Origin of the sequence: Winogradskyella sp. R77965 (genome assembly GCF_044594915.1) — a bacterium.
Taxonomy (GTDB): domain Bacteria; phylum Bacteroidota; class Bacteroidia; order Flavobacteriales; family Flavobacteriaceae; genus Winogradskyella.
On record NZ_CP138990.1, the window covers coordinates 3,711,969 to 3,738,451 of the forward strand.

General features: G+C 33.7%; 17 protein-coding genes. 15 read left to right on the top strand and 2 right to left on the bottom strand.

Going from position 1 to position 26,483, the window contains the following annotated elements; genetic code table 11:
* The first annotated feature begins 29 nt into the window (after positions 1–29).
* From SJY34_RS16410 to SJY34_RS16475, 14 genes are all read left to right on the top strand, one after another.
* Positions 30–3,515, top strand: coding sequence for a glycosyl hydrolase (locus SJY34_RS16410; protein WP_400077544.1), 3,486 nt, complete (start codon positions 30–32; stop codon positions 3,513–3,515).
* Positions 3,515–4,930 (top strand): BNR-4 repeat-containing protein, encoded by a 1,416-nt coding sequence (locus SJY34_RS16415; protein WP_400077546.1) that lies wholly within the window; start codon positions 3,515–3,517, stop codon positions 4,928–4,930. The genes SJY34_RS16410 and SJY34_RS16415 overlap by 1 nt, the downstream gene beginning before the upstream one ends.
* Before the next feature lie 8 nt (positions 4,931–4,938).
* Positions 4,939–6,423: a sulfatase gene (locus tag SJY34_RS16420; protein WP_400077548.1), complete on the top strand. Its 1,485-nt coding sequence runs from the start codon at positions 4,939–4,941 to the stop codon at positions 6,421–6,423.
* 75 nt (positions 6,424–6,498) lie between these two features.
* On the top strand, positions 6,499–7,290 hold the full coding sequence (locus SJY34_RS16425; RefSeq protein ID WP_400077550.1) for a prolyl oligopeptidase family serine peptidase: 792 nt from the start codon (positions 6,499–6,501) through the stop codon (positions 7,288–7,290).
* 38 nt (positions 7,291–7,328) lie between these two features.
* Entirely contained in the window at positions 7,329–8,378 is a 1,050-nt protein-coding gene (locus SJY34_RS16430; protein ID WP_400077552.1) for a Gfo/Idh/MocA family oxidoreductase, read from the top strand.
* Between the two features lie 180 nt (positions 8,379–8,558).
* Complete coding sequence (locus SJY34_RS16435) at positions 8,559–11,111, top strand: InlB B-repeat-containing protein (RefSeq protein WP_400077554.1); 2,553 nt, start codon at positions 8,559–8,561, stop codon at positions 11,109–11,111.
* Positions 11,112–11,161: 50 nt separating this feature from the next.
* The gene (locus SJY34_RS16440) at positions 11,162–12,580 is read left to right on the top strand and encodes a sulfatase (protein ID WP_400077556.1); all 1,419 of its coding nucleotides are present in this window, start codon (positions 11,162–11,164) and stop codon (positions 12,578–12,580) included.
* 162 nt (positions 12,581–12,742) lie between these two features.
* Positions 12,743–13,804 carry a tartrate dehydrogenase gene (locus SJY34_RS16445; protein WP_400077558.1) on the top strand — a complete coding sequence of 354 codons (1,062 nt, stop codon included), beginning with the start codon at positions 12,743–12,745 and terminating at the stop codon, positions 13,802–13,804.
* A gap of 13 nt (positions 13,805–13,817) precedes the next feature.
* Positions 13,818–14,462 carry a cyclase family protein gene (locus SJY34_RS16450; RefSeq protein ID WP_400077560.1) on the top strand — a complete coding sequence of 215 codons (645 nt, stop codon included), beginning with the start codon at positions 13,818–13,820 and terminating at the stop codon, positions 14,460–14,462.
* A gap of 4 nt (positions 14,463–14,466) precedes the next feature.
* On the top strand, positions 14,467–15,852 hold the full coding sequence (locus SJY34_RS16455; protein ID WP_400077562.1) for a four-carbon acid sugar kinase family protein: 1,386 nt from the start codon (positions 14,467–14,469) through the stop codon (positions 15,850–15,852).
* The gene (locus SJY34_RS16460; RefSeq protein WP_400077564.1) at positions 15,849–17,117 is read left to right on the top strand and encodes an MFS transporter; all 1,269 of its coding nucleotides are present in this window, start codon (positions 15,849–15,851) and stop codon (positions 17,115–17,117) included. The genes SJY34_RS16455 and SJY34_RS16460 overlap by 4 nt, the downstream gene beginning before the upstream one ends.
* The gene (locus SJY34_RS16465; RefSeq protein ID WP_400077566.1) at positions 17,118–18,143 is read left to right on the top strand and encodes a Gfo/Idh/MocA family protein; all 1,026 of its coding nucleotides are present in this window, start codon (positions 17,118–17,120) and stop codon (positions 18,141–18,143) included.
* An 80-nt stretch (positions 18,144–18,223) separates the two neighbouring features.
* Complete coding sequence (locus SJY34_RS16470) at positions 18,224–20,728, top strand: heparinase II/III family protein (protein ID WP_400077568.1); 2,505 nt, start codon at positions 18,224–18,226, stop codon at positions 20,726–20,728.
* A gap of 9 nt (positions 20,729–20,737) precedes the next feature.
* A complete protein-coding gene (locus SJY34_RS16475) occupies positions 20,738–21,892 on the top strand; it encodes a lactonase family protein (protein ID WP_400077570.1) in 1,155 nt (384 codons plus the stop codon).
* A 19-nt stretch (positions 21,893–21,911) separates the two neighbouring features.
* On the opposite strand, the gene SJY34_RS16480 is transcribed toward SJY34_RS16475, so the two are convergent.
* On the bottom strand, positions 21,912–22,958 hold the full coding sequence (locus SJY34_RS16480) for a GntR family transcriptional regulator (protein WP_400077572.1): 1,047 nt from the start codon (positions 22,956–22,958) through the stop codon (positions 21,912–21,914).
* 58 nt (positions 22,959–23,016) lie between these two features.
* Positions 23,017–24,063: a GntR family transcriptional regulator gene (locus SJY34_RS16485; RefSeq protein WP_400077574.1), complete on the bottom strand. Its 1,047-nt coding sequence runs from the start codon at positions 24,061–24,063 to the stop codon at positions 23,017–23,019.
* Positions 24,064–24,358: 295 nt separating this feature from the next.
* On the opposite strand from SJY34_RS16485, the gene SJY34_RS16490 reads away from it, so the two are divergent.
* Complete coding sequence (locus SJY34_RS16490) at positions 24,359–26,464, top strand: bifunctional aldolase/short-chain dehydrogenase (RefSeq protein WP_400077576.1); 2,106 nt, start codon at positions 24,359–24,361, stop codon at positions 26,462–26,464.
* The last annotated feature ends 19 nt before the right edge of the window (positions 26,465–26,483 follow it).

Here is a 26,483-nt window from a genome sequence, read left to right on the forward strand (position 1 = left end):
ATAAAGATTAAATTGTTGAATAGTATTTAATGAAAAAGATAAGCCTCATAGTTTTACTTTTTTCGTGTTTGTGTTGCAATCAACCTGCTCAAACAGAAAAGCATTCAGCAGATTTGGAAGCAGGTTTCAAAAACCCGCCAAACGAAGCAAAAGCAAGAACCTGGTGGCATTGGATAAGTGGTAACGTATCTAAATCTGGAATCACAAAAGATTTGGAAGCGATGAAATCTGTTGGCATTCAAGAAGCGCAATTGTTTAATGTGCATTTAGGATTTCCAAAAGGGCCTGTAAAATATTTAAGCGAAGAATGGTTAGACTTATTCAAATTTTCTGCTGAAGAAGCCAAGCGCTTAGATTTAGAATTAGCATTTCACAATAGTGCTGGTTGGTCTTCCTCAGGAGGTCCTTGGGTAACAGAAGAAAATGCGATGCAAACCGTTGTTTTTAGTGAACTTACAGTTGAAGGTGATAAAGCATTTAAAGAGCAATTACCAAAACCTGAAACGAAATTCAATTATTACAAAGACATTGCGGTTTTGGCATTTCCGAAACCAATAGCAACTAAAAAGATAGATGGTTTAGACTATAAAATACTATCTGAACGTGTTCGAAATCATTTATTACCAGACACGAAAGACATTCCAGAAGCTTCCATTATTTCAAAACAAAGCATTATCAATTTAACAGATAAAGTTTCTAAAGAAGGCATTTTAGATTGGGATGTACCAAAAGGCGAATGGATTGTATTACGATTAGGGCACACACCAATTGGAACAACGAACAGACCAGCACCACCAGAAGCCAAAGGCTTAGAAGTGGATAAAATGAGCAAAAGGGCAGTTGATGCTTACTGGAAAGGTGGTATTCAACCTATTATTGATAAACTAGGAAATTTAATAGGAACGACGGTCAACAATTGTTTAATTGATAGCTACGAAGTAGAAACGACGAACTGGACTGCTGGTTTTGACACGCAATTTGAAGCGTTACGAGGTTACGATTTAACATCGTATTTACCAACCTTAGCAGGTTATTATATTGAAAATGGAGAAATTTCAGAACGTTTTCTTTGGGATTTTAGAAGAACCATTGGCGATTTAATTGCCGAAAATTATTATGCGCATTTTAGAGATTTATGCCACAACAACGGAATGAAATTTTCAGTAGAACCGTATTGGGGCCCTTTTGATAATATGCAAGTTGGAGCCACAGGAGATATTGTGATGTGTGAGTTTTGGAGTGGTGGTTATCCGTTTTTTGATTCGCCTAAGTTTGTGTCTTCCATAGCGCATTTAAACGGAAGTTCAATTGTTGGTGCAGAATCGTTTACCGGAATTGGAGGTTGGGACAAACATCCAGCAAACATAAAATCCATTGGAGACCGCGCTTGGTCAGAAGGCATTACTCGTTTTATTTTTCACACCTATGTGCACCAACCTTGGGATGTAGCACCAGGTTTAGCTTTAAGTTATCACGGTTTTGATTTTAACCGTTTAAATACGTGGTGGTCGCAAAGCAAGCCCTATATGGATTATCTCGCACGTTCGCAGTACTTGCTGCAACAAGGTGAAAATGTAGCAGACGTTTTAGTGTTTACAGGAGAATCTTCACCAAATATTGGATTTATAAAACCTGAAATTAAAGCTATGGGTTTTGATTATGATTTGATTGGAGCCAATAAATTAAAAGACCTAACCGTTAAAAACGGAACCATTTACTCATCTGTTGGCAATACTTATAAGGTCTTGGTATTACCAAATTCTGATTTTGTGAAACCAGAAACACTACAAAAAATAAAAGAATTGGTTGATGGTGGCGCAACTGTGATTGGCAAACAACCATCGCAATCGCCAAGTTTAACCGATTATCCAAATTGCGATGACGCCGTTAAAACCTACGTTGATGAATTATGGGAAACAGGTTTGATAAAAGATAATCCTCTTGAAGACGTTTTAATCAAAAACATACCTGACTTTAAGATAGAAAGTGATGACAAAACAGACCTTAGTTTTATTCATCGCAAAACAAGTGATGCAGATATCTATTTTATAGCGAATTCTAGAAAAGAAGCTAGAGACATTGTAGCACGTTTTCGAGTTGCTGGAAAACAACCCGAAATCTGGAATTCAGAAACAGGTAAAATAAAAGATGTGGTGGTCTTTAAAGCAAATGAAGACGGTACAACAACAGTACCGTTGCAATTAGGTATGGAAGCATCTGTTTTTATGGTCTTTAAAAAGCCTATCAATGCGAACCATTTAGTAGATGTTAAAATGGAACTAGACCAACCAAAAGCAGAACCATTGTCTAACCTAAACATTGTAAAAGCTGAATATGGTACGTTTTTGCAAGAGGGCTTAATTGATATCACAGATAAAGTCAATGACGCTATTAATAATGGCGTATTAGATTTTAAAATGTCTCGCGCGTTTTGTGATTGCGACCCGGCGATGGGTTACAAAAAAGAATTCAGAATGGAATATCAAATAGGGGAATCTATTCATCAAATTTATGCCGAAGAACGAGAGCATATTGCTATTGATGCTGGTGATAAAGAATTACGAGTTTTAAAAGCCGTGTTTGGAAAATTTAAGGCTGAAACTAAAGGCATCCCTAAAAACTATGAAACCTATGATATTACTGAAGGAATTAAGGTTTTAGTAGCTTCTGGAAAATTGAATATTCCGGTAACTAGTCAGTTAACTGATAATCGAGAAATTAAAGGAAATAAAACCACTTTAAAAATAATCTATTCTACAGATGGAGAAGAACGTACAATCTTTATTCCAGAAGGGCAAGTTTTAAATCTATCAAAAATCGATACTAAACCAGAACTCGTATATATCGCTGATAAAATTAACTGGATAACACCTAATACAGGTAAAATAGAATATACTTCTGTATCTGGTGAAACTAAAAGTGCTGAAGTAAAATCAATACCAGAACCCATTGATTTATCAAATTCTTGGGAGGTGATATTTCCAATAAACTCAGAGGTGCCTGAAAGAGTAAAGTTTGACAAATTAATATCTTGGTCTGACCATAAGAATGAGAATATTCAACATTTTTCAGGAACAGCAACTTATAAAAAAGAATTTGTGTTATCCGAAGATTTGCTTCAATCCGATAAGCGATTGGAATTAGATTTAGGAAGTGTAGCCGTAATTGCAGAGGTTATTATTAATGGTGAAAGCACTGCGACGTTATGGAAAGCACCTTTTAGAATAGGTATTGATGATTTTGTAATGAAAGGTAAAAATACACTCGAAGTTAAAGTCACTAACCTTTGGCCAAACCGATTAATTGGCGATGAAAAATTACCGTTAGATATTGAGCGCAAAGACGATAGAATGAAAACATTACCAGATTGGTTATTACAAAATACAGTGCGTCCATCAAAACGTTCTACGTTTCCATCATGGAATCATTATCAAAAAGAAGATGCCTTATTAACGTCAGGGATGTTAGGTCCTGTGGAAATTAGAATTTTTAAAAAAATAAATCTAGATTTATAATGAATAAGTTATTAGTTGTTGCCATATGTATTTGCTTCATCTTTTTGGGATGTAATACCAACAAAAAAACAACGCCACAAACTGAAAAAAATGACGTATCCGTAGATTATTTTGCAGACAATGGTTTTGGTAATGCAGTAGCGCTAGTGCAACATCCAGCAGGAGTGTATCACAAAGGTGTGACTTATGTGGCTTATCAAGGACCGCTAGAAGACCCTTATGTGGCATCCTATAATCATGAAACTAAGGAATGGAAAGGTCCATTTAAAGCAGGTGTGAGTGAAATGGGAAAAGACCCAAACCGCAAGAAAAAAATAGACAATCATGGTAAACCAGCATTGCTTATCGATGATGCAGGCTATTTGCATATTGCATTTGGTGGTCATGGCGGTATGCGTCATCATGGAGAAAATACACTAGGAAACTATAGTTATGGTAAAAACTTACATGCGGTTTCTAAAAAGCCTTTAGATATATCTGACTGGGAAACGCTGGATAATGTATCCTTGTTTGGGACTTACAGTCAGTTTATAAAAATGGATAATGGAGATATGTATTTGTTTTATCGTCATGGAGCGCATAGAAGTGATTGGGTTTACCAGAAATCAACAGATAATGGTGTGACTTTTAGCGAGCCAGTTTCTTTTTTAAAACATAAACGTAGAACTAATATTGAAGCAGAAGATTCCTGGTATCCATGGGTGAGTAGAGGTAATGGTGATGATATCATTGTAGCATTTGATTACCACATTTGCAGAGATAATAAAAACGCTCAAGACGCACGAGGACACATACCAGAACGACATAATGTGTATTATATGGTTTTTGGCACTAAGAAAGGACAATGGAAAAATGTAAAGAATGAAACTATAGAAATGCCGTTAACTAAAGAAATGGCTGATGAAAAAGCATTAGTTAGAAATATACCTAATGACTGGACCTTTCAAGGCATCACTGACTTAGATCCAGACGGAAATCCGCATGTTGCTATATTAGTTGGTCCAGATGTAGGAGAAAGAAGAAGCGGACCTAAACGCTTGCAACATTTTAGATGGGACGGACAGAGTTGGGTACAAGGTGAAACGGCTAATCTTCCGAGAGGTGATGGTGATTTGGAGGTGAAATCAGCAACAGAAGTTAGTATTTATTTAGAAAGTAAAACCAGCGACGATGTAGGAGAGATAAGTAGATGGGATAGTTTTAATGGTGGCGAAACTTTTAAAAAAACTACTATTTTTTTACAACGTGAATATTCAGGATTTGTGATATCCGCACTAATTGATAATCCACATCCAGATGCTAGAATTATTGTAGGAGAAAAAGAAGAAGGAACAGACTTCAGAAAAATGTATTTGTTAGGTGACAATGGGCCTATTAAGCGCTCAAAAAAGGAAGCTCAAGTATTAAAGAATTAAAGCGTATTATGAAAAAAGCACAATTGTTATTATTACTTGCATTAGTCTTTATCTTTTCATGCAACAATGAAAAAAAGAAAGAAGTAAAAGAGACTAAACCCAATGTACTATTCATTGCTGTAGATGATTTAAATAATTGGATAAGTCCGATTGATAATTTTTCAAACGTAAAAACACCAAATTTTGACAGGTTAGCAAAAATGGGTGTAACGTTTACAAACGCACACGTGCAAGCACCATTATGTGGTCCATCAAGAGCATCTTTAATGACTGGTTTACGTCCGTCAACTACAGGGATTTACGGAATGACACCTGATAATGAAATACGTCATGATGGTAATCCAGCAACAAAGGATATTACGTTTCTTCCAGAGTATTTTGAGCAAAATGGATACCATACTATGGGAATAGGGAAGCTGTTTCATATTCATGCACCAGATAGCGTGTTTAACGAATCTGGTGGACGTGTAAAAGGCTTTGGGCCTTATCCTAAGGAACGAATTGTTTGGGATGGTTTCGGAAAAGGTATTAGAGGAACGCATGGAAGAACAAGCACCGATTGGGGAGCTTTTCCAGAACAAGATTCTTTAATGCCCGACCATCAATCTGTGAATTGGGTAACAGAACGATTACAAAGAAACTATGACAAGCCATTTTTTATGGGACTTGGGTTTTTAAGAGTTCATGTGCCGCTTTACGTACCGCAAAAATGGTTCGATTTGTATCCTTTAGAAGACATTCAAACACCACCTTACAAGTCTGATGATTTAAATGATATTCCACCAGTAGGAATGCAAATTAATGATTTGCCAATGATGCCCTCTACAGAATGGGCCAAAGAAAGTGGCGAATGGAAAAAAATTGTACAAGCCTATTTAGCCTGTATCAGTTATGTAGATTATGAATTAGGTCGCGTTTTAGATGCATTAGAAAATAGTAAGTATGGAGATAATACTATTGTTGTTTTATGGTCAGACCATGGTTATCGTTTGGGCGAAAAAGGCACTTTTGCAAAACATGCCTTATGGGAAACAGCTACCAAAGCACCTTTGATGTTTGCAGGACCAAATTTACCTAAAGGAAAGAAAATTAATGCACCAGTTGAAATGCTATCTTTATATCCAACATTACTTGAGTTAAGTGGACTGCCTGAATATGAAAGAAATGAAGGAAACAGCTTAGTGTCTATGATGCAAAACGATGAAGGTTTAAGTGAATCAAAAGCAATTACAACGTTTGGTATGAACAACCATGCTATTAAGATGAATGGTTATAGATACATTCAATATGAAGATGGTAAAGAAGAGTTTTACGATCATCGTTCTGACCCTAATGAATGGACTAATGAAGCTGAAAATCCAAAATACAAAACACAAATAGAAAAAATGAAAGGGTTTTTACCTAAGGTAAATTCAAAATGGGATTCAGAATCCAACTATACGTTCCAGCCTTATTTTGTTGAGCAAAAGAAACGTGTTAACGGAACTGAATAAAAACCGGTTGAGATCATTTAAACATTCTGATTGAGCTCTACAAAAATAAATAAGGACTTTTTAAAAAAATAAAATATGAATCCAAAATTGAAAAATCTCATACTTGTTCCAACTTCACTATTTTTTTTAATGGCTTTTCAAACTAAAGATATTCAGAAAACGCTTGATGATATCAATGCACGATTTAAGAACGTAGACGTAAGTGTTATCAATTGGCCGGAAGATTTACAGAAAAACTTGGGTAAACTAAAAGCTTCTGCTTTTGTTGCTTTACCAAGAAATCAGTCTGCAAAAAAAATACCATTGCTTATAACCTTACATGGTGGAGGTGGAAAAACATGGAGTTTGGCAGAACAGCTTTCACGATCTGCAAAGGTTAAAGGGCTTTCGCTTGTTGAATTGGCAGGCAAAGAATTGATGTTAGTTGAACCAAATTCTTTTGATAAATGGGATCCGAAAACTTTAGATATTATGTTAGATTATATTCTTGAAGAATATCCACAGGTAGATTCAAATCGAATTTATGTTATGGGACATAGTATGGGAGGTAGTGGCACTTGGGCTTGGATTTTAAATTCACCAGAGCGCTTTGCAGCAGCATCGGCTAGTGGTTTTAGAAGTGTTAAAGACACTGATGATATTAGTAAATTAACTAATATGCCAATGTGGGGCATGGTTGGTGCAGATGATGTTAAAAATGTTGAGCCAGTAAAAAAGATGGTTAATCTTTTAAAATCAGCAGGTAATACTAATGTGCGTTATACGGCATTTGAAGGTGCTAATCATGCGCAAGGTAATGCGAAAGTGTTTAGTTCTGTGGAGTGTATAGATTGGATGCTTACCTTTTCACTTGAGGATAAAAATTAAAAATTTTAAAGCGTCTTTAGGACTTCAAAATAGTAGTGATGATTAATTCTAAAATAAATACAGCTTTGTGCTCTTTTGGAATGAGTGGAGTTGTCTTTCACGCGCCTTTCATAGAAGTTAACCCTAATTTTAACTTATATGGAGTTCTTGAAAGAACTAAAAATGAAGCTCAAAAAAGATATCCAACAATCAAAACATTTCGAAGTTTAGAGGATTTACTGGCGGATGAAACTATTGAGTTAGTAGTTGTGAATACCCCAAATATTACACATTTCGATTTTGCTAAAAAGGTAATTAATGCTGGAAAACATTTGATTGTTGAAAAACCATTTACTGCAACTGTTGATGAAGCAAAAGAACTAATTCAACTAGCAAAAGAGAAGAATGTAGTGCTTTCAGTTTTTCACAATCGTAGATATGATAGTGATTTTAAAACCGTAAAAAAAATACTAGACAAAGGTTTACTTGGTGAAATTATAGATGTTGAAATTCATTATGATCGCTTTGATCCTAATTTGAGTTATAAGGTTCATAAAGAGCAAAATACTGCTGCAGTTGGAAGTTTATATGATTTAGGCTCACATTTAATTGATCAAGCATTGGTCTTATTTGGTATGCCAAATGCAGTATATGCAGACTTAAATGGGTTTCGTCCAAATTCAAAAGTAACTGATTTTTTTGATGTAAAATTGTATTACAACTCACATCGCGTAACCTTAAAATCTAGTTATTTTGTTCGAGAACCTTTGCCAGGAAACATTTTGCATGGTACTAAAGGATCGTTTATAAAATCGAAGGCAGATGTTCAAGAAAAAGAATTGATGGAAGGAAAAAAACCGAGTTTAGCAAATTGGGGAGCAGAACCTAAAGCAGAAGAAGGCCTATTACATACTGGAAAGAATGGAGAAATTGTTAGAGAAAGGGTAACTTCTCTTAATGGGAATTATATGGAATATTATGATGGAATTTATGATGCAATTAGACATAACAAAGCGGTACCAGTTTCTGGAAATGAAGGAATGAATGTAATTAAAGTTATTGAAGCTGCCATAAAAAGTAATACCAAAAAAAGAAGAATTGATTTATAAAAAATATTGAAATAACTATATAGATAATAAGCTGATATAACGTGGTATCCAAATAAATACCATTTTCATAAAATATGCAGTACACATCAGGATACAGACAGTAGAAAATTTAAGTAACTTGACGAATATTGTATCAAAATTTTTAAGAGTAGAATAAAATATATGTTTTCAAGAGAAATAATGAAATATAGTTTAACTATTGTATTATGTGTTTTTAGTCTTTACAACTTAAGCGCACAAGTAACTTTATCAGCAGATTTTACAGATGAAGCTAATGAGAATGAACCTCTACATAATATTTGGTCTATAGCTAATAGAATTAGTCCTCAAAATGGATCAAATGTACGCCCAGGACTTAAAATGAATACAGTCAGAATGATTGGAGGAATCAAAAAAACTGTAAATGGAGTACGAATGAAAGATTTAGATTTTGATACCTGTTTATATGATTCTATTAATAATCAATACGTTTATAGATTTGAGCCACTGATAGCAAGGTTGGATAATATTATTAATTCTCAAACAGAAATCCATCAAATTGTCTTAGATCAACCGCCTTGGGCTTTTCAACACGGCTATACTTTTATTCCAGAAGGAACCAGAGACAATATTAATTTTAGGGAGAACGAACAAATATCAATTTATGGAAATTCTTTACCTCCAGCAGATAAAGTGGCATACCATGATTATATCGTAGCTTTGATGACCGAGTTAGTTGCAAACTATGGTGAAGATATGGTGTTGTCTTGGCGTTTTAGAGTTGGTTCTGAAATCGAAACACCTAACCATTGGTATGGTACCAAACAAGATTTTATAGAACATTTTGAAAATACAGAAAGTGCAGTAAGAACCGTTTTACCAAATGCAATTATTGGTTTACATACAAGAGCTCCAGATTTTCTCTATCAAAATGGTTCTGTATTAAATTACAAAGGAGAACCTTTTGCTTCCTTTGCTGAGGATTTAATAGAATATTGTTTTGATAATAATGTGCAATATGATTTTTGGGGAGTATCAGATTACGTCGTTTTAGGTAATAGTAATTTACGTAATATGAGTAATAAGTATAATAAACTATTTGCAGATTTAATAAATCATCCAGAATGGAACGCGAATGCAACCATTGATTTAATGGAGTATGCAACAGTAACCACAATGAATGGTGCTGATGGTAATGGGTTTATTAATGCAGAAACATCTCATGCAGAAGTTGTTGAGTTATATTTTTCTAATATTTATTATAAAAACAAAGACAATGGCTTAGATTTAATTTATAGATGGGGTAATAGAACTGGTTCGCAAGATCCTCCTGGCATTAGTATTTTAAATTCTATGAATGGTAAAGTGCATTACACCACAGATATTTCTGGTACACCAGAAACGCTAACAAATGATATTGATGCTATTTTTGCAAAAAAGGATAATGCTACAGAATATGATGTTTTAATATATAATTACAATAATAGTTCTTTAAACTACATAGATAATGAAGCGGTAAATGTGTCTTTTACGTCGGAATTACCAGAAGGTACAACCTTATATTGTAGAAGTATTAAGTATGACAAAAGCAATAATAAACTTCAGAATTTCTTAGAAGATAATTCCGGATTAGGTTATGTAATGAGCGGCTTTAATGATAGAGGTGATCCAAATAGAATTTTAACTGAAGCTGGTTTAGTTGCCTATGAAGCTTATCAAAATCCAAATCCACATCAATATAGTAGTTGGCAAAGTATTGTAACGACTCCACGAACTGATGGTGAATTGGGTTCTATAATTAGTTTAGATACTGAAATTGCATCTTTTGCGTTTGAAAAATTTGAGTTTAGAACCGAAGATGATTTGGCTTTGCCTATTACACCAGCAACTGTTATTTGGACCACTACAGAAGATTTTTCGCCTTGGACAGCAGTTAGTTCTGGAATGAATGTAAATACAGATAATGATAAATTAACCTTGAATTATTCAAGCGGATTTGCATTCCCAATGGCAGCAATTACAGGGTTAAATATTAATTCTGATTTGTACGACACGTTACAGTTAGTAGTTAAAAATAGCACAGAAGATACTTTTCTTCAAATGGCCGCAAATATTCCAGGTACAGTATTTTCTTCAGGAAGGAAAAAAATCACCATCCCTAATGATAATCAATGGCATACTATAGATGTAGATTTAACAAACTGGTCGCATTGGGCAGGCATTATTAATGAATTTAAGGTCTATGAAAGCGTAAATACTGGTAGTATTGTTTTTGATAGAATAGAGTTTATACCTATAGGAGATTATGACACTTTTGATGTAACATTAACTAAAGAAGGCAATGGCATATTAAATTATCAAAGTGGAACTTCTTTTGAAGGACAAACATTTGATTTAAATGCAATTGCAGATGAAGGTTGGGAGTTTCAAGGCTGGACTGGAGATATTGAAAGTACAGAAAACCCTTTAACAATAACGGTTAATTCAGATTTAAATATTATTGCAACATTTGTACAAGGAAATTTATCTGTTAATGACAATACCTTAAATGAAGACTTTGTTGTTTATCCGAATCCAAATTCTCAAGGAGTATTTAATATAAAAAGTCTAACTCCAGAAAAATGGGAAGTTTATAGTATCAATGGAACTAAAATTCTTTCAGGAAATGGAAATATAATTGATGTTTCTAGTTTTTCTAAAGGCATGTACATTGTGAATATTAGAAATACTTTTAAAAAATTGTTGTTTTATTAAGTTAGAATAAAAACTTCTGAAGCAATAAAATACTATTAAAATTCATTGCTATGAATAGATATATTGTATGCATCATTAGTTTATTATTTCTATTGTTTTATTGCAAAACTACAAAGAAAGAACTTGTAGAAACTGAAGATAAAAAGCAAGCAAATATCCTTTTTATTGCTGTAGACGATTTACGTCCAGAATTAAACTTTTATGGTGCTAATCACATACAATCGCCAAATTTAGATAAATTGGCAGGAGAAAGTTTGGTGTTTAACAGAGCCTATTGTAATATACCTGTTTGCGGCGCATCAAGAGCAAGTTTAATGTCTGGGGCAAGACCAACTAGAAAGCGGTTTATTGATGCCAAAACTAAAATTCATGAGGATTATCCGGGAGTTGTTTCATTACCAATGTTATTAAAACAAAATGGTTACCAAACAATTTCTAACGGAAAAATTTATCATAGCGGAAATGACGATGCTGAGGCTTGGAACGAAATATACAAAGCACCTGCCAAATGGAATTACGCGCTACCCGAAAGTCAAGACATAAGAAAAAACACAAAAAGAGGATTACCTTTTGAAATGGCTGAAGTACATGATTCTGTATATAGAGATGGAAAACTGGCTTTAAAAGTGATAAAAGATCTGAAAAAGTTAAAGCAGTCAAACCAACCATTTTTCTTAACAATGGGCTTGTCAAGACCGCATTTGCCATTTACGGCACCAAAGAAATATTGGGATATGTATGATAGCAATTCTATTCAACTTCCTGAAAGTTATGTGCAGCCAGAATCAACACCAAAACAAGCATTTCACAGATACGGAGAGTTGAGACAATATGAAAATATCCCAAAAAAAGGACATTTATCTGATGATTTAGCCAAAGAACTCATTCATGGGTATTATGCCTGTGTTAGCTATATAGATGCTCAAATAGGTTTGGTATTAGACGAATTAAAACGCTTGGAATTAGAAGAAGATACCATTGTCATTTTATGGGGAGATCACGGTTGGAATTTAGGCGACCATAAACTATGGTGCAAACATGTTACGTTTGAAACGGCATTGCGTACACCATTACTAATTAAAGTTCCTGGAAAGACAAAGGGTAAAAAAACAGAAGCCATTACAGAATATATAGATGTATATCCAAGTTTAGTAGAACTGGTTGGATTGGAAGCTCCTGATACCGTTGAAGGGAAAAGTTTTGTGCCAATAATTAATGGTGAGAAACCTAAAAAAGAATGGGCAGTCAGTAAATTCAAAGATGCAGTAACGTTTATTAAAGGTGATTTGTTTTATACCGAATGGACTAAAGATGATGGTATTGCGTATGCACGTATGCTATTCGATCACAAAACGGACCCTTTAGAACTTGACAATTTAGCTGAAAAACTAGAGTTTAAAGAACTTGTTGCATCACTTTCAAAAGAGTTGCATGAAAAATGGGGCGAAGATTTTCTTCCCAAAAATTAAAACTCCCAAAATTAGAAGTACCGCATAGCACAGGATTGTTATTCGTTTTTTATTAAATATTTTAGACAGCAACGTTATAAATTAAGGATAGTTTCGGGTTTTCTTTAAACTATCTTCTAACTTCGATCAATAATTATAATATAAAAATCAAATAATTAAAAAATGGGTAAAACATACAAGATTGCTGTTGTTAATGGCGATGGTATAGGTAATGAAATTGTACCAGCAGGAGTTTCAGTACTTCAAGCTGCAGCTACTAAGTATAATTTTGAAATTGAGACAGAAAATTTTTTTTGGGGCGCAGGCCATTATCTAAAACATGGCATATTCATGCCTGAAGACGGAATCGATACAATTAAAAAATTTGATGCTATTTATTTTGGTGCAGTTGGGCTACCTGAAGTCGATGATACTTTACCTGCAAAAGATTATACGTTTAAAGTAAGAACCGATTTAGAACAATATGTTAATTACAGACCAGTAAAACTTTTTGCAGGATTAGAAAGTCCCTTAAGAGACAAAACAAGTAAAGACATAGATTTTGTTATTATTAGAGAAAATAACGAGGGTGAATTTGTTCAAAACGGAAAAATAATGTATCCAGATACACCAAATGGTTTAGCAGTTGATACAAGTATTGTTACACGAAAAGGTGTGGAACGTATCGCACATTTTGCATTTAAATTGGCTAGAAAAAGAAATAAAAAAGTAACTAACGTCACAAAATCTAACACGCTTATTTATTCTTTAGGTTTTTGGGATAAGGTTATGGCAGAAGTCGCAGAGCAATATCCAGATGTAGAGTATGGTAAGATGTACGTAGATAATGCATCGGCAAGTTTTGTTTTAAAGCCAGAAGTTTTTGACGTTATCGTAACAACAAATATGATAGGAGATATTCTTTCGGATCTAGGTGGAGCTATTATGGGTAGTCTTGGTCTTGGAGGTAGCGGAAATATTAATCCAGAGAAAGATTATCCATCAATGTTCGAGCCTATTCACGGATCAGCACCAGATATTGCTGGGCAAAATGTAGCAAATCCAATTGGTCAAATTTGGTCTGCTGCCATTATGTTAGAGCATCTTGGAGAAGAAGAAGCTGCACAAAACATTATGCAGGCTATAGAACATACCACAGCCAAAGGTATTATGACAAGAGATTTAAAAGGTACAGCAACAACCACTGAGATTGCAGAGAGCGTAGTTTCATTTATTGAATCTTAAATGCACTTAATTAATGTTTGATTTATCTTCAAAGAAAGTAATTGATTTAACCATGTCCATCAGCATGGAAATGCCTGGAGTAGATATAACAACTGCAAAAGACTTGCTAATTGATGGGTGGAATGCCACTAACTTACATCTTTATTCCCATAGTGGTACACATATGGACGCGCCAGTGCATTTTGGTGTAAATTCAGTTACTATAGATCAGATTGAGAGCGAACGATTTATTTCAGAAGCTTGGATTGTAGATCTTACACATCTTGAAAATAAGGCATTAATAGGCGTTGAAGATATGAAACCCATAAAAGATAAAATAAAGAAAGGTCAAAGTCTTTTATTGAAAACAGGATGGAGCAAAAAAGTAAATACACCTGCTTATAGAGATGAATTACCTCGAATTAGTACTGAGCTTGCAGAATGGCTAGGAGAAAAACAAGTAAATATTTTAGGAGTAGAGCCACCATCTGTTGCAGATGTCAATACTTTAGATGAAGTAACCTCGATCCATACCATACTCATGAGTCATGATATAGTAATTGTTGAAGGTCTTACAAATTTGGATATGATCACAAAAGAAAAAGTACTATTGATTGCATTTCCAATTAAAGTTAAAAATGGAGATGGAGCACCAGCTCGTGTACTGGCGATAGAATAATTACATGAAATTAAACGACAAGATAGCAGAATCAATAGCAAAGGGTAATGCAAAAAACGGGAGTAAAGCAGTCTCAGAATTTTTAGCAAAGAATCCGCGTACTTTTGTAATTCTTGATGACGATCCTACAGGAACTCAAACGATACAAGATGTCTCTGTTGTTACAGATTGGAATAAAGACACACTTGAGCATGAGATAAAAAATAGTCCTGTTTTCTTTATTCTTACAAATTCAAGAAGTCTTCAATCTTCAGAAGCAAAAAGTCTAGCCCATTCAATTGGTCTGTTATTGGCTGAGTTAGCAAAAGAATGCAATAAACAATTAGTAGTTATCAGTCGTAGCGATTCAACATTAAGAGGGCATTACCCAAATGAGGTTGAATCTTTGATAGATGGCTTAGGCTGGCAAAATACAAAGCATGTTTTAATCCCTGCATTTTTTCAAGGAGGGCGTTATACTTTTGAAGATATACATTATGTACAGGATAATAATCAGTTTATACCTGCAGGCGAAACACCTTTTGCTAAAGATGCTACGTTCGGATATTCTAATTCAAATTTAAAAGACTATATAGAAGAAAAATATGTGGGTTTAGTAAAACGTAATCATGTGTTGTCTGTTTCTTTAGATACTTTGCGTAATACAACTGTTCAAACTATTAAAAAAGGACTTACCGATACAGTATCAAAGCATATTATTGTTAATGCAACCTCTAATTCAGATTTAGAAACATTTGCTTTGGCTGCTTTAGACCAAGAGAACAATTATTTGTTTAGAACTGCTGCATCTTTTGTAAATGCAATCACAGGGATAGCCTCAAAACCATTATTATCAAAACAAACTATTTTTAAAGAAGAAGATAAAGGAGGTGCGCTTATTGTTATTGGATCTTATGTGCCAAAAACTACAGCACAACTAAAACATTTAAAAAAGAAGAATTCTAAAGCAATTTTTATAAAGCTAAAAGTAGGGAAGTTACTTTCAGATACATCAAAAGACTATTTAAAAAGCATTACCACAATTATAAATAATCGGCTAGAAAGGAATAGGGAAGTTATTCTTTACACAAGTAGAAAAGTATATGTTGGTGATTCAAAAAAGGAAAGTCTAGACATTGTAAATAAAGTTTCAGAAGGCTTAATTCACTTGGTGAGGTCAATTTCTATTCGACCAAAATACATACTTACCAAAGGCGGTATTACTTCAAGTGATATTTGTGTTAAATCGTTAGGAGTAAAAAAAGCCTTAGTTATAGGTCAAGTTTTAAAAGGAGTGCCTATTTGGAGGCTCGATAAAACTTCAAAATTTCCTGATTTACCATATATTGTATTTCCTGGTAACGTTGGAGGAGAAGAGGATTTATATAAACTAATTAATTCTTTAGAATGAAACAAACCAATGCTTTTCCAAGGCGTTACTTTATGGTCTTTGGAACCTTTTTATTAGCGCTACTGCTATACGTAGATCGAATCTGTATCTCTGTGGCTAAAGATCCAATTGCAGAAAATTTAGACCTATCAGACAAACAAATGGGCTGGATATTAGCAGCATTTTCATTAGGATATGCTTTTTTTCAGACACCATCAGGAATACTCGTAGATCGTTTCGGGCCAAGAAAAATATTGGCCTCTATTGTTACGATATGGTCAGTTTTTACCGCTATAACAGGATTGGCGTGGAACTTCATTTCATTATTGGTCGTGCGTTTTTTATTCGGTGCTGGAGAAGCAGGTGCTTTCCCTGGGATGTCTAGAGCAATATATAGCTGGATTCCCTTAAAAGAAAGAGGTATCGTAACAGGAATAAATTTTTCCGGATCTCGTCTCGGAGCTGCTTTTTCATTACCTGTAGTAGCTTGGCTAATTACTGAATTCGGATGGCGAGTTACCTTTGTAATACTTGGTGCCATAGGAATTCTATGGGCAGTAATTTGGTATGTGTTATTTAGAGACAATCCTGAGGATCATAAAGGCATTTCACCAAATGAAAAAGATTATATAATTTCAACTAGACAAGATAAGCAAGTTGCTAAAACTAAAGAGACAATCAATTTTGGGGCATTACTGAAGTCAAAGAATATTTGGTTCGCTATGGGGCAATATTTCTGTAGCAATTTCACGTTTTTCTTTGCCTTAACTTGGCTTTTTCCGCATATTAAAGAACTCTATAATTTAGATACAGTAGAAGCAGGATTGTATACTGCTATTCCTCTAATATTTGGAGCATTTGGTAATTGGTTCGCAGGATGGTTGATAGACAGAACATTTAAAAAAGGAAAATGGGAAGCCTCAAGGAGATTTCCTGCAGCACTAGGTTTCTTTTTAGCTGCAGTTGGCTTAATAGGGAGTATATACATGACTTCTGCTGTAGGCGCTATTGTGTTTTTAAGCATAGCGATTTTTGGCGCAGATATGACCTTACCACCATCTTGGGCTTTTTGCGTAGATATAGGTAAAAAGCATGCTGGAGCAGTTTCAGGAACTATGAATATGGCTGGTAATATTGGTGCATTTATTACCGCGTTGTTATTTCCGTATTTATTGGCATGGACTGGTTCAACGACGTTGTTTTTTATTGTTGGAGCAGTATTAAACATACTTGCTATTGTATTTTGGTATCAAATGAAACCTCAGAAGAATTTTAAAGAATATTAAATGTTACGAAAAGGGGTTTGTGTAGGTCTAGGATATTTTAGTCAATTTCATCTTGAAGCATGGAGTAGGCTCAAAGAAGTCGAAATAACCGCAGTTTGTGATTTTGATAAAGAAAAACTTAAAAAGGTTGCTTTAGAGCATGGTATAAGGAATACCTATACAAATGTTAAAGAAATGCTTGTGGCTGAGCAACCCGATTTTGTAGATATTATTACACCACCCGAAACGCATTTAGAGCTTTGCCTACTAGCTATAAAACATAAGGTGAACATTATTTGCCAAAAACCCTTAGCACCAACTTTGAAAGAGGGTAGACAAATTTCTGAAGCAATTCGTAATTCTGATATTCGGATGATGGTCCATGAAAATTTTCGTTTTCAACCATGGCATACCGAAATTAAAAAACTAATTAGTGAAAATACAATAGGAGATTTATTTGCTATAAATGCGCGTTTACGAACAGGTGATGGTTGGCAAGAAGATGCTTATATGAATAGACAGCCCTATTTTAGAAAAATGGAAAAGCTATTAATGTATGAAACAGGAATCCATTATATTGATTTAATGCATTTTTATGCAGGAAAAATCACAAATGTGTATGCACGTTTAAAACGTTTAAATAAGGCAATTGAAGGAGAAGATTTTGGTTGGATACAATTTGATTTCGAAAATGAGTGTACTGCCTTTTTAGATGCCAATCGTTACAATGAAAGCACGTGTGAAAACCCGCGATTAACCTTTGGAAAGTTTTTAATTGAAGGTAGCAAAGGCACAATTAGACTTTATGAAGATGGTAAAATAACGGTTCAATTGTTGGGTGAACAGGAAAGCGAACATAACTATAAATTTGAGGATATAAATTTCGCTGGAGATTGTGTTTACTTTACCCAGAAACATTTTGTTAAGCAATTAAATTCTGGCGATCCATTTCATACCTCAGTTTATAATTACTTAAAAAATCTAGTAGTTCTAGATAAAGTTTACGAATCGAGCATGGAAGGAATCCCAAAAGAAATTAAAAATTAATAGTTTTTGAATGTATTAATTAGTCTTACCAGTTAGTCTAACTGCAAAAAATATGTTTTAAAAGGATAAAATTAAAAAGTATGAGGCACTTTAAGAATAGAAAAACAAAATTTAAGATTGTCTTGCTTTTTTATTTTTTAATATCAGCAATACAAGTAGTAGGGCAAAATATAGAGCGACCATTCATTTTAGCAAAATCAAGTGAGCGGAATCAAATACTAGAAAAAATAAACACACAACCATGGGCTAAAGACATTTTTAGCAATTTAAAGTTGAAAGCCGATGTTCAGGTCAAACTATTTTCTAAAAATCCAAAAGCCTATATAGAAACTTTGCCCTTTAATTGGTCTGATCAAAAGAGAAATAGTTTTCCTCCATTTTTAAAAACCGACCATATTGAAAATGGAAAACATAGAAATTTAGATAATGCGACAGATAAAGAATGGAAACCTGCAGAACTGCTAATCGAACACCTACAAACGGCTTTAGATTGCAGCATCATGTATTATCTCACTCAAGAGGAAAAATATGCATACGTTGCCAGTAGTATTTTGTATTCTTTTATCAAATCAGTACAAAAATCGAAACTCTCAGATTGGCATGGTAGAGGTGGATGGTTGTTTCCTTATGATGGGTTCAGGGAAGTACGTGTCATAGGTTATAAACTTCCATTAATTTATGATTTTATTCATCCTTATCTTAAAGATGAAGGGGATTCTTTTGATATTATTAAAAATCAAAATGTAAACTTTCCTTTTGATGAAGCTCAAGACGTTTTTAAAAACTATGCAAACATTACGGTAAATTATGGACAAACAGGTTCAAATCACTGTGCTTTAGAAGCTCCTAGTTTGGTGTTTAATGCCTTGGCTATGGATAACGAAAACGAGCGAAAAAAATGGCTGTCTTATTTTTTAACCGAGAGTACAGATAATCAAGACGCGTTAAGCGTTATGGTTAAAAATTATAAAAATGAAGGTGATATTTGGCCAGAAACCTCTCAATATTTAAACCATACGACTTCAATTTTAACGCGATTAATGTTGGTTGTTAATAAATACGATCCATCCTTAGAATTAGGAAAAAAATACCCAAATGTTTTGCATGCCTTACCACGATTAGACTATTTTGTATATCCTAATAATGAAATTGTGCGCTGGGGAGATGGACACAGGTCCGCTCATGCACCATACGAAGCTTATGAAAATGCCTATGTTTTGGCTAAAATGGATGGGTTAAAGGCAATTCAAGATAATTTTGCTCCACTTATTAATAGAGCCATTGGCAAAGGAAAATATAAACGAGAAGGGGCTGAGGCTTTATTTTGGTATAATGATAGTTTTGATAATGAATCTACAACTATAGACCTATCAAGAACCGATAGAGTTTATCATGCAGGTATTGTAATACAGCGCAACTTAAGTGGTACTAATAATCCTAAAGATGGCTTAATGGGTTTTGTTGGTGGTGCGCATATGGTGCATGGTCATGCGGAAGGTATGAATATGGAACTGTATGGTGAAGGTCAGGTATTAGGTGTTGATCATGGACGAAAACGATACGGAAAAGATCTACATGAAAACTACTCTAGGATTTTTGCAGCACACAATACGGTTATAGTAAATGGTAGTTCGCAAGGTGAAAGTGGATGGGTGAATTTGGGGATTAATTCAGTAGAATTAATTTCAATGGAACCTAAAGTGGGAGACAAAGCTGTTTCACCTTACCACTCTTTTAGTCAAACCAGTTTTAAAGACGATAAGGGTGACAAAGCAGAGGCGACACAAGAGCGTACTTTAGCTTTAATCCGAACGTCACCAACAACAGGCTATTATGTAGATGTATTTCGTTCAAAATCGAAACTACCAAATGAGTATCATGATTATTTGTATCATAATATAGGTGACAAACTGGTATTTGAAAACAAGGATATGGATTTCAAAAAAACACCAAAACGATATATGGCAAATGCAAATGCTGAGTGGGTTCATAATAAAAAATACCGTAATCCAGGATGGCATTTTTTTAAAAAAGTAAAAACATCTAAAGCTTACGAAAAGGATGTTAAATCGACATTTAACATTAAAAAACTTAGTACGGATGCTATTTTTATGCAACTTCATATTCCAGGTTTTAAAAACCGAACCTATACCAAAGTAAAAGCACCTACAACATTTGAATCACCCGAACCTTATAATAACATGGCGACACCAACACTGGTGATTCGTAATAAAGGTGAAGCTTGGAACAACCCTTTTGTAGTAGTTTTCGAGCCTTTCAATGAAAACGAAGAAGCCACTATAAAATCGGTAGAAAAATTAGAAGAAAATGGTGTTTATAAAGGATTGAAGATTATTAGTGATACACCTACTGAGAGATTGATTCAATATGTAATTACCCAATCTAAAGATGAAGTATTTCAAAATGAAGTGCTAGGAATTTATTTTAAAGGCAGTTTTGCTGTAATTTCTCTAAATGAAAATAAAACTCTGAAGAGTATTTACATCGGAGAAGGTGATAAGCTTAACTATAAAAATGAAACCATAGAAACTAATACTAGCAAAACGTACTACAAGACTTATTAAATCAATATTATGCCAATAAACAGTTTATTCAAATTCTTATCCTTTAGCTTAAGTTTAATTTTGCTAATGGGTTGTCAGTCTACAAAAGAAACAACATTACTTTTTGTAGGTAGTTATACTGATAAAAAACCAGGAAAAGGTATTCATGTCTATGAGTTTAATAACGACACAGGAGAAACTACTTTAAAATTTGCTTTAGATAGTGTTACAAATGCATCGTTTTTAAAATTATCTAAAGATGGTAAGTATCTCTATTCTGTTATGGACAGCCAAATGCCCTATAATGGTAAAATAGCATCGTTTGCTGTAGATGCTGCAGAAGGAAAAATAGAGTTAATTAATATTGAAGATTGTGGTGGTTTAAACCCAGCGCATATTGAGTTAGATAATACAGAAACAATTTTGACAAGTTCTCAATACTCTGATGGAAGCCTAAGCCTATTTAAAATTAATAAAGACGGAAGTCTTAATCCACATAGCCAGGTTTTAAAATTTAAGGATAGCAGCATTGTTGAAAATAGACAAGAAACTTCTCATATTCACTCTTCAAATTTTTCATCTGATAATAGATTTTTATTTGTACATGATTTAGGTGCTGATAAAATTCGAAGGTTTCATGTAGATAGTGCCTCTAAGGATTCGATACTTCAAAACGAAAACCAAATTAAAATGAAACCAGGAAGTGGGCCAAGACACTTCAGCTTTCATCCTAATGGTAAATTTGGATACAGTCTTTCCGAATTGAGCGGAAAAATAACCGCTTTCAACTACCAGAATGATAATTTAAATTTTATTGAAGATTATGCATCCTACCAACAAGAGCTAGATATTTACAGGGCTTCAGATATACATATCTCACCAGATGGTAAATTCTTGTACGCTTCAAATAGAGGCCCAGAAGAGGATAGTATTTCTATGTTTTCTATTGATACAACTACAGGGAAACTGAGTTTAGTGGGCTATGAATCAACTTATGGTAAACATCCAAGAAATTTTACACTGTCACCATGTGGAAATTTTTTGTTGGTCGGTAATCAGTTTTCTGGCAACATCGTCATCTTTCGTCGTAATGTTGAAACTGGGAAACTCACTAAACTTCCTAATGAAATTGTTGTAGATAGTCCATCTAGCTTGCAAATGCAAACGTATGGTGTTGGCTTATAATTAACAAAGGGAAGATTAACTAAAGCGAATCTCTTTCAATTAAATTAAAAGGTATTTTTACACGACCTTTTTTATGATTCAAAATCATGTCTGCAGTAGTTTCGCCCATAATTTTAAAATCAGTAGAGACTACCGTAATACCTAATAAATCTTTCAATGGAGTGTCGTTATAGGATATGATACCGATATCTTCACCTAATATAAATTCATCTTCTTTAGCTTGTTTTACTAGGTTTACTAGGTCAGACTCTTCAATAGTTATAAACAAATCACCTCTTTTAATTATCATATCGTCAATGACTTCTTCAAGTATTTCAAAATCGAGTTTAAATTCTACACAAAATTTTCTAAAGCCATGCAAAATTCTTCTAGGATAGGGATAAACCGCTTTTTCAGGATAAAATAATATAATCTTTTGGTACTTCTTAATTTTAGAAATACCCTTCTTTAAGGCATTGTAAATATCATTTTCAAAATCTTGATATATGGCGACGTGGTTACCAACCATTTCAGATTTAATATTATCTAAAATAATCAATCTTTCCTGCGGTATTTTTTTAACAGCTTTAATCGATTTATCTGTAAAACTGCTATGTTTTAAATCTTCTGTCTTAAAATGCGGCATTATAACATAATAGTCATAAGCAGATTTATTTTTATCAAGTAGGTTTATGAAAAGAGATTCATCGCAATGATATATCATTAAGTCTATATGAGAATTGTGTCCAATACTATTTATAAAGGAATTATAAGTTCTCAACTTATAAGAACTCAATTTGTTAACCAAAAACAAAATATTCGTTTTAGAGATTAATTTTGTTCGGTTAATATAGTAGCCTTTACCACGTATGGCATTGATAATATTACGGTCTTTTAAGATGCTGTAGGCTTTTTCTACAGTATCTCTAGATAAATAAAACTCTTCGCTAAATCGATTTATCGAAGGGATTTTCTCACCCATCTTTAAGTTCTCCTCTGAAATATTATGAATAATAGAATCTATAATCTGCTGGTATTTAGGTACCCTTGATTCCTCATCAATAGTTATATATTTATATATATCCATGTTTTATTTAAAAATTAGGATTGACAATATAACTTTTTTACAAACAAAGTATACGCTTTTAAATAGAGTTTCTATCAATAAAATTAAAAGGTACTTTAACTTTACCACTTTCGATATTAAGAATCATACTGGCTGTCTTTCCTCCCATAATTTTAAAATCGGTTGATATTACAGTTATGCCGAGGAGGGCTTTTAACGGCGTGTCATTATATGAAATGATACCGATATTAGTACCAAGAATAAAATTTTTGTTTCTAATTTGTTCTATCAAATTAACCAAGTCATCTTCTTCAATAGTTATAAATAAGTCACCTTCCATCAGAATCATATCATTGTAAACCTTATCTATAATATCAAAATCCAGATGATGCTCTACACAAAATTTCATAAACCCATTCTTAATTCGTTTTGGATAAGGATAAATAGTTTTTGTGGGATATATGAGCACTATTTTTTTATACTTAGAAATTTTTTTGATGCCATTTTTTAGTGCCTTATAAATATCATTTTCGAAATCTTCATAAACAGTAATGACGTTGTCTTTGATAGGAATTTTGTTATTACCTAAAATGACGAGCTTATTTTTTGGGATATTTTTGAATGCTACAGAAACTGCTTTAGTAGTGCTTGTGTGCTTTAGGTCTTCAGTTTTAAAATGTGGCATTATGATATAATAATCATATGCTTTTTTGTGTTTGCTTAGTAAGTTTAGAAATAAGGATTCATCACAATGATAAATATGAAGATCTGTATATGAATTTGGGCCAATGGCATTTATAAATGAATTATAAATTTCCATTTTGTACCAACTCAATTTATTAATAAGGAATAGAATGTTTAGTTTCTTAATGAGTTTGGTTCTAGCAACATAATAACCTTTACCGCGAATGGCGGTTATTACTTTCCTTTCTTTAAGTATGCTGTAAGCCTTTTCAACCGTATCTCTAGATAAATAAAACTCTTCACTAAACATATTTATTGAAGGAATCTTTTGACCCATAGTCAAATTGCCCTCTGAAATATTATGAATGATTGCATCTATAATCTGCTGGTATTTTGGTACTCTCGATTCATTATCAATATTTATGAATTTAATTAGATTCAAATCAACCAGAATTTTTTTAGTTAATAATTTTATTCAAGTATAAGTAAATTTAACTATTAAATAATGTTGATACTTCAAAAAAACATGTTAAATATTATGAATTCCAAATAGCTTCTCTTATGACTGCAGTATAAAGTGCATATTTAATTAAGATAATTTAGTCAATCTTCAACCATAGAAGTCGCTGAAAAATGCATAATTTTAAAGCTAACTCTTTTCATTACGGTACAGTACAGGATACAAAAGTTTTTAATGAAACATATATTTGGTATAGGAATTTATTTTAACACTATTTATGGAGACAATTACGAAGAAATTTAAGTACGTAGATTATTTATGGGACAATGATAAGGCTGCCTCACTAGGTGATAACCAGGTAGACTTATTCTTGTATCGTTCAAATATATTAGGAGCAGATTTAAGAATTACTAATTATGGTGGTGGTAACACAAGTTGCAGAACCATAGAGAAAGACCCTTTGACAAACGAAGATGTTGAGGTAATGTGGATTAAGGGTTCTGGTGGTGATATAGGTACTTTAAATAGAAGTGGAATCGCTGGTATATACACCAATAGACTGCGCGATTTAAAAAAGGTTTATGGAGGTTTAGAGGATGAAGATCGCATGGTTGGTCTCTTTAATCACTGTATTTATGATTTAGATAGTAAAGCCCCTTCAATTGATACACCATTACATGGTTTACTACCTTTTGCACATATAGATCACTTACACCCAGATGCTTTAATTGCTGTTGCAGCAGCTAAGGATAGCGAAAAAGTAACCAAAGAAATTTGGGGAGATACATTGGGTTGGGTGCCATGGCAACGTCCTGGTTTTGATTTAGGTCTTCAAATTGAAAAATGTTTAGCAGACAATCCAGGTATTAGAGGAATTGTTTTAGGTTCTCATGGTTTATTTACATGGGGAGATACATCTTATGAATGTTATATGAATAGTTTAGAGGTTATTGAAATGGCTTCTGAATTTATTGATAAAAAAATAAAAGAAAAAGGTAGTATTTTTGGTGGGCAAAAAATTGAAAGTTTACCAAAAGCAGAACGTTTAGAGAAAGCGGCTCAAATTATGCCCTTATTGCGAGGACTATGTTCTTCTGAAAATAGAATGATTGGTCATTTTTCGGATACCGATGTGGTCATGGAATATATTAATAGCAATGCTCTGGAAAGATTAGCACCAATGGGTACTTCTTGTCCAGATCATTTTTTAAGAACCAAAATACAACCACTAGTATTAACTTTAGATAAGGATGAAGATCTATCAGATGCAGACGCAATTTTTAAGAAATTAGAACCAGCATTTGAAGCGTATAGACAAGAATATGCAGACTATTACAATACCTGTAAAAAGGATAACAGTCCTGCAATGCGAGATGCAAACCCAGTTATTATAATTTACCCAGGAGTTGGGATGTTTAGTTTTGCAAAAAACAAGCAAACGACACGTGTAGCTAACGAGTTCTACATTAACGCTATTAACGTAATGCGAGGTGCAGAGGCTATTACAGAATACACATCTTTGCCGAGACAAGAAGCTTTTGATATTGAGTATTGGTTATTAGAAGAGGCCAAGTTGCAGCGTATGCCAAAAGAGCAACCGTTATCAAGAAAAGTAGCTTTTGTAACTGGAGCAGGAGGTGGAATAGGTAAGGCTATTGCTGATAAATTAGCTGCAGAAGGAGCTAACGTTGTTTTGACTGATATTAATGAAGAAAGCTTAATAACTGCAAATGCTACATACAAAAGAGATGTTTCAACCTATGCGATTTGTGATGTTACTAATACGGAGTCTATTGCAAACGCCTACAAAAAGGCATGTGTAGAATTTGGAGGTGTTGATATCGTTGTGCATAGTGCAGGATTAGCAATTTCTAAACCTTTATTAGATACAACAGATAAAGACTGGAATATTTTACAGAGTATTTTAGTAAAAGGACAATTTGACCTAGCAAAGCAATTCTCAGCCATTACGCGTAAGCAAGGTCTTGGAGGCGATTACATCGCCATAGCTAGTAAAAATGGATTAGTCGCAGGTCCTAATAACGTCGCTTATGGTACTGCAAAAGCAGCACAACAACATATGGTACGTCTATTAGCTGCAGAATTAGCTAAAGATAAAGTAAGAGTAAATACAGTAAACCCAGATGGAGTTATTGTAGGTAGTAAAATATGGGAAGGTGCATGGGCCGAAGGTCGTGCTAAAGCTAACGGAATTACTGTAGAAGAATTACCAGCATTTTACGCAAAAAGAAATCTTTTAAATGAAATTATAACTCCAGATGATATCGCAAACGGTGTATTCTCTTTTGTTGGTGTACTCGACAAATCAACAGGAAATATCCTAAACGTTGATGGAGGTATGGCAAATGCCTTTGTAAGATAAATATTTGATTAGTTTAGCG

Excerpts from the sequence above, each read along its gene's own strand:
- SJY34_RS16410 (WP_400077544.1), top strand. The coding sequence starts at position 30 with ATGAAAAAGATAAGCCTCATAGTTTTACTTTTTTCGTGTTTGTGTTGC.
- SJY34_RS16415 (WP_400077546.1), top strand. The coding sequence starts at position 3,515 with ATGAATAAGTTATTAGTTGTTGCCATATGTATTTGCTTCATCTTTTTG.
- SJY34_RS16420 (WP_400077548.1), top strand. The coding sequence starts at position 4,939 with ATGAAAAAAGCACAATTGTTATTATTACTTGCATTAGTCTTTATCTTT.
- SJY34_RS16425 (WP_400077550.1), top strand. The coding sequence starts at position 6,499 with ATGAATCCAAAATTGAAAAATCTCATACTTGTTCCAACTTCACTATTT.
- SJY34_RS16430 (WP_400077552.1), top strand. The coding sequence starts at position 7,329 with ATGATTAATTCTAAAATAAATACAGCTTTGTGCTCTTTTGGAATGAGT.
- SJY34_RS16435 (WP_400077554.1), top strand. The coding sequence starts at position 8,559 with ATGAAATATAGTTTAACTATTGTATTATGTGTTTTTAGTCTTTACAAC.
- SJY34_RS16440 (WP_400077556.1), top strand. The coding sequence starts at position 11,162 with ATGAATAGATATATTGTATGCATCATTAGTTTATTATTTCTATTGTTT.
- SJY34_RS16445 (WP_400077558.1), top strand. The coding sequence starts at position 12,743 with ATGGGTAAAACATACAAGATTGCTGTTGTTAATGGCGATGGTATAGGT.
- SJY34_RS16450 (WP_400077560.1), top strand. The coding sequence starts at position 13,818 with ATGTTTGATTTATCTTCAAAGAAAGTAATTGATTTAACCATGTCCATC.
- SJY34_RS16455 (WP_400077562.1), top strand. The coding sequence starts at position 14,467 with ATGAAATTAAACGACAAGATAGCAGAATCAATAGCAAAGGGTAATGCA.
- SJY34_RS16460 (WP_400077564.1), top strand. The coding sequence starts at position 15,849 with ATGAAACAAACCAATGCTTTTCCAAGGCGTTACTTTATGGTCTTTGGA.
- SJY34_RS16465 (WP_400077566.1), top strand. The coding sequence starts at position 17,118 with ATGTTACGAAAAGGGGTTTGTGTAGGTCTAGGATATTTTAGTCAATTT.
- SJY34_RS16470 (WP_400077568.1), top strand. The coding sequence starts at position 18,224 with ATGAGGCACTTTAAGAATAGAAAAACAAAATTTAAGATTGTCTTGCTT.
- SJY34_RS16475 (WP_400077570.1), top strand. The coding sequence starts at position 20,738 with ATGCCAATAAACAGTTTATTCAAATTCTTATCCTTTAGCTTAAGTTTA.
- SJY34_RS16480 (WP_400077572.1), bottom strand. The coding sequence starts at position 22,958 with ATGGATATATATAAATATATAACTATTGATGAGGAATCAAGGGTACCT.
- SJY34_RS16490 (WP_400077576.1), top strand. The coding sequence starts at position 24,359 with ATGGAGACAATTACGAAGAAATTTAAGTACGTAGATTATTTATGGGAC.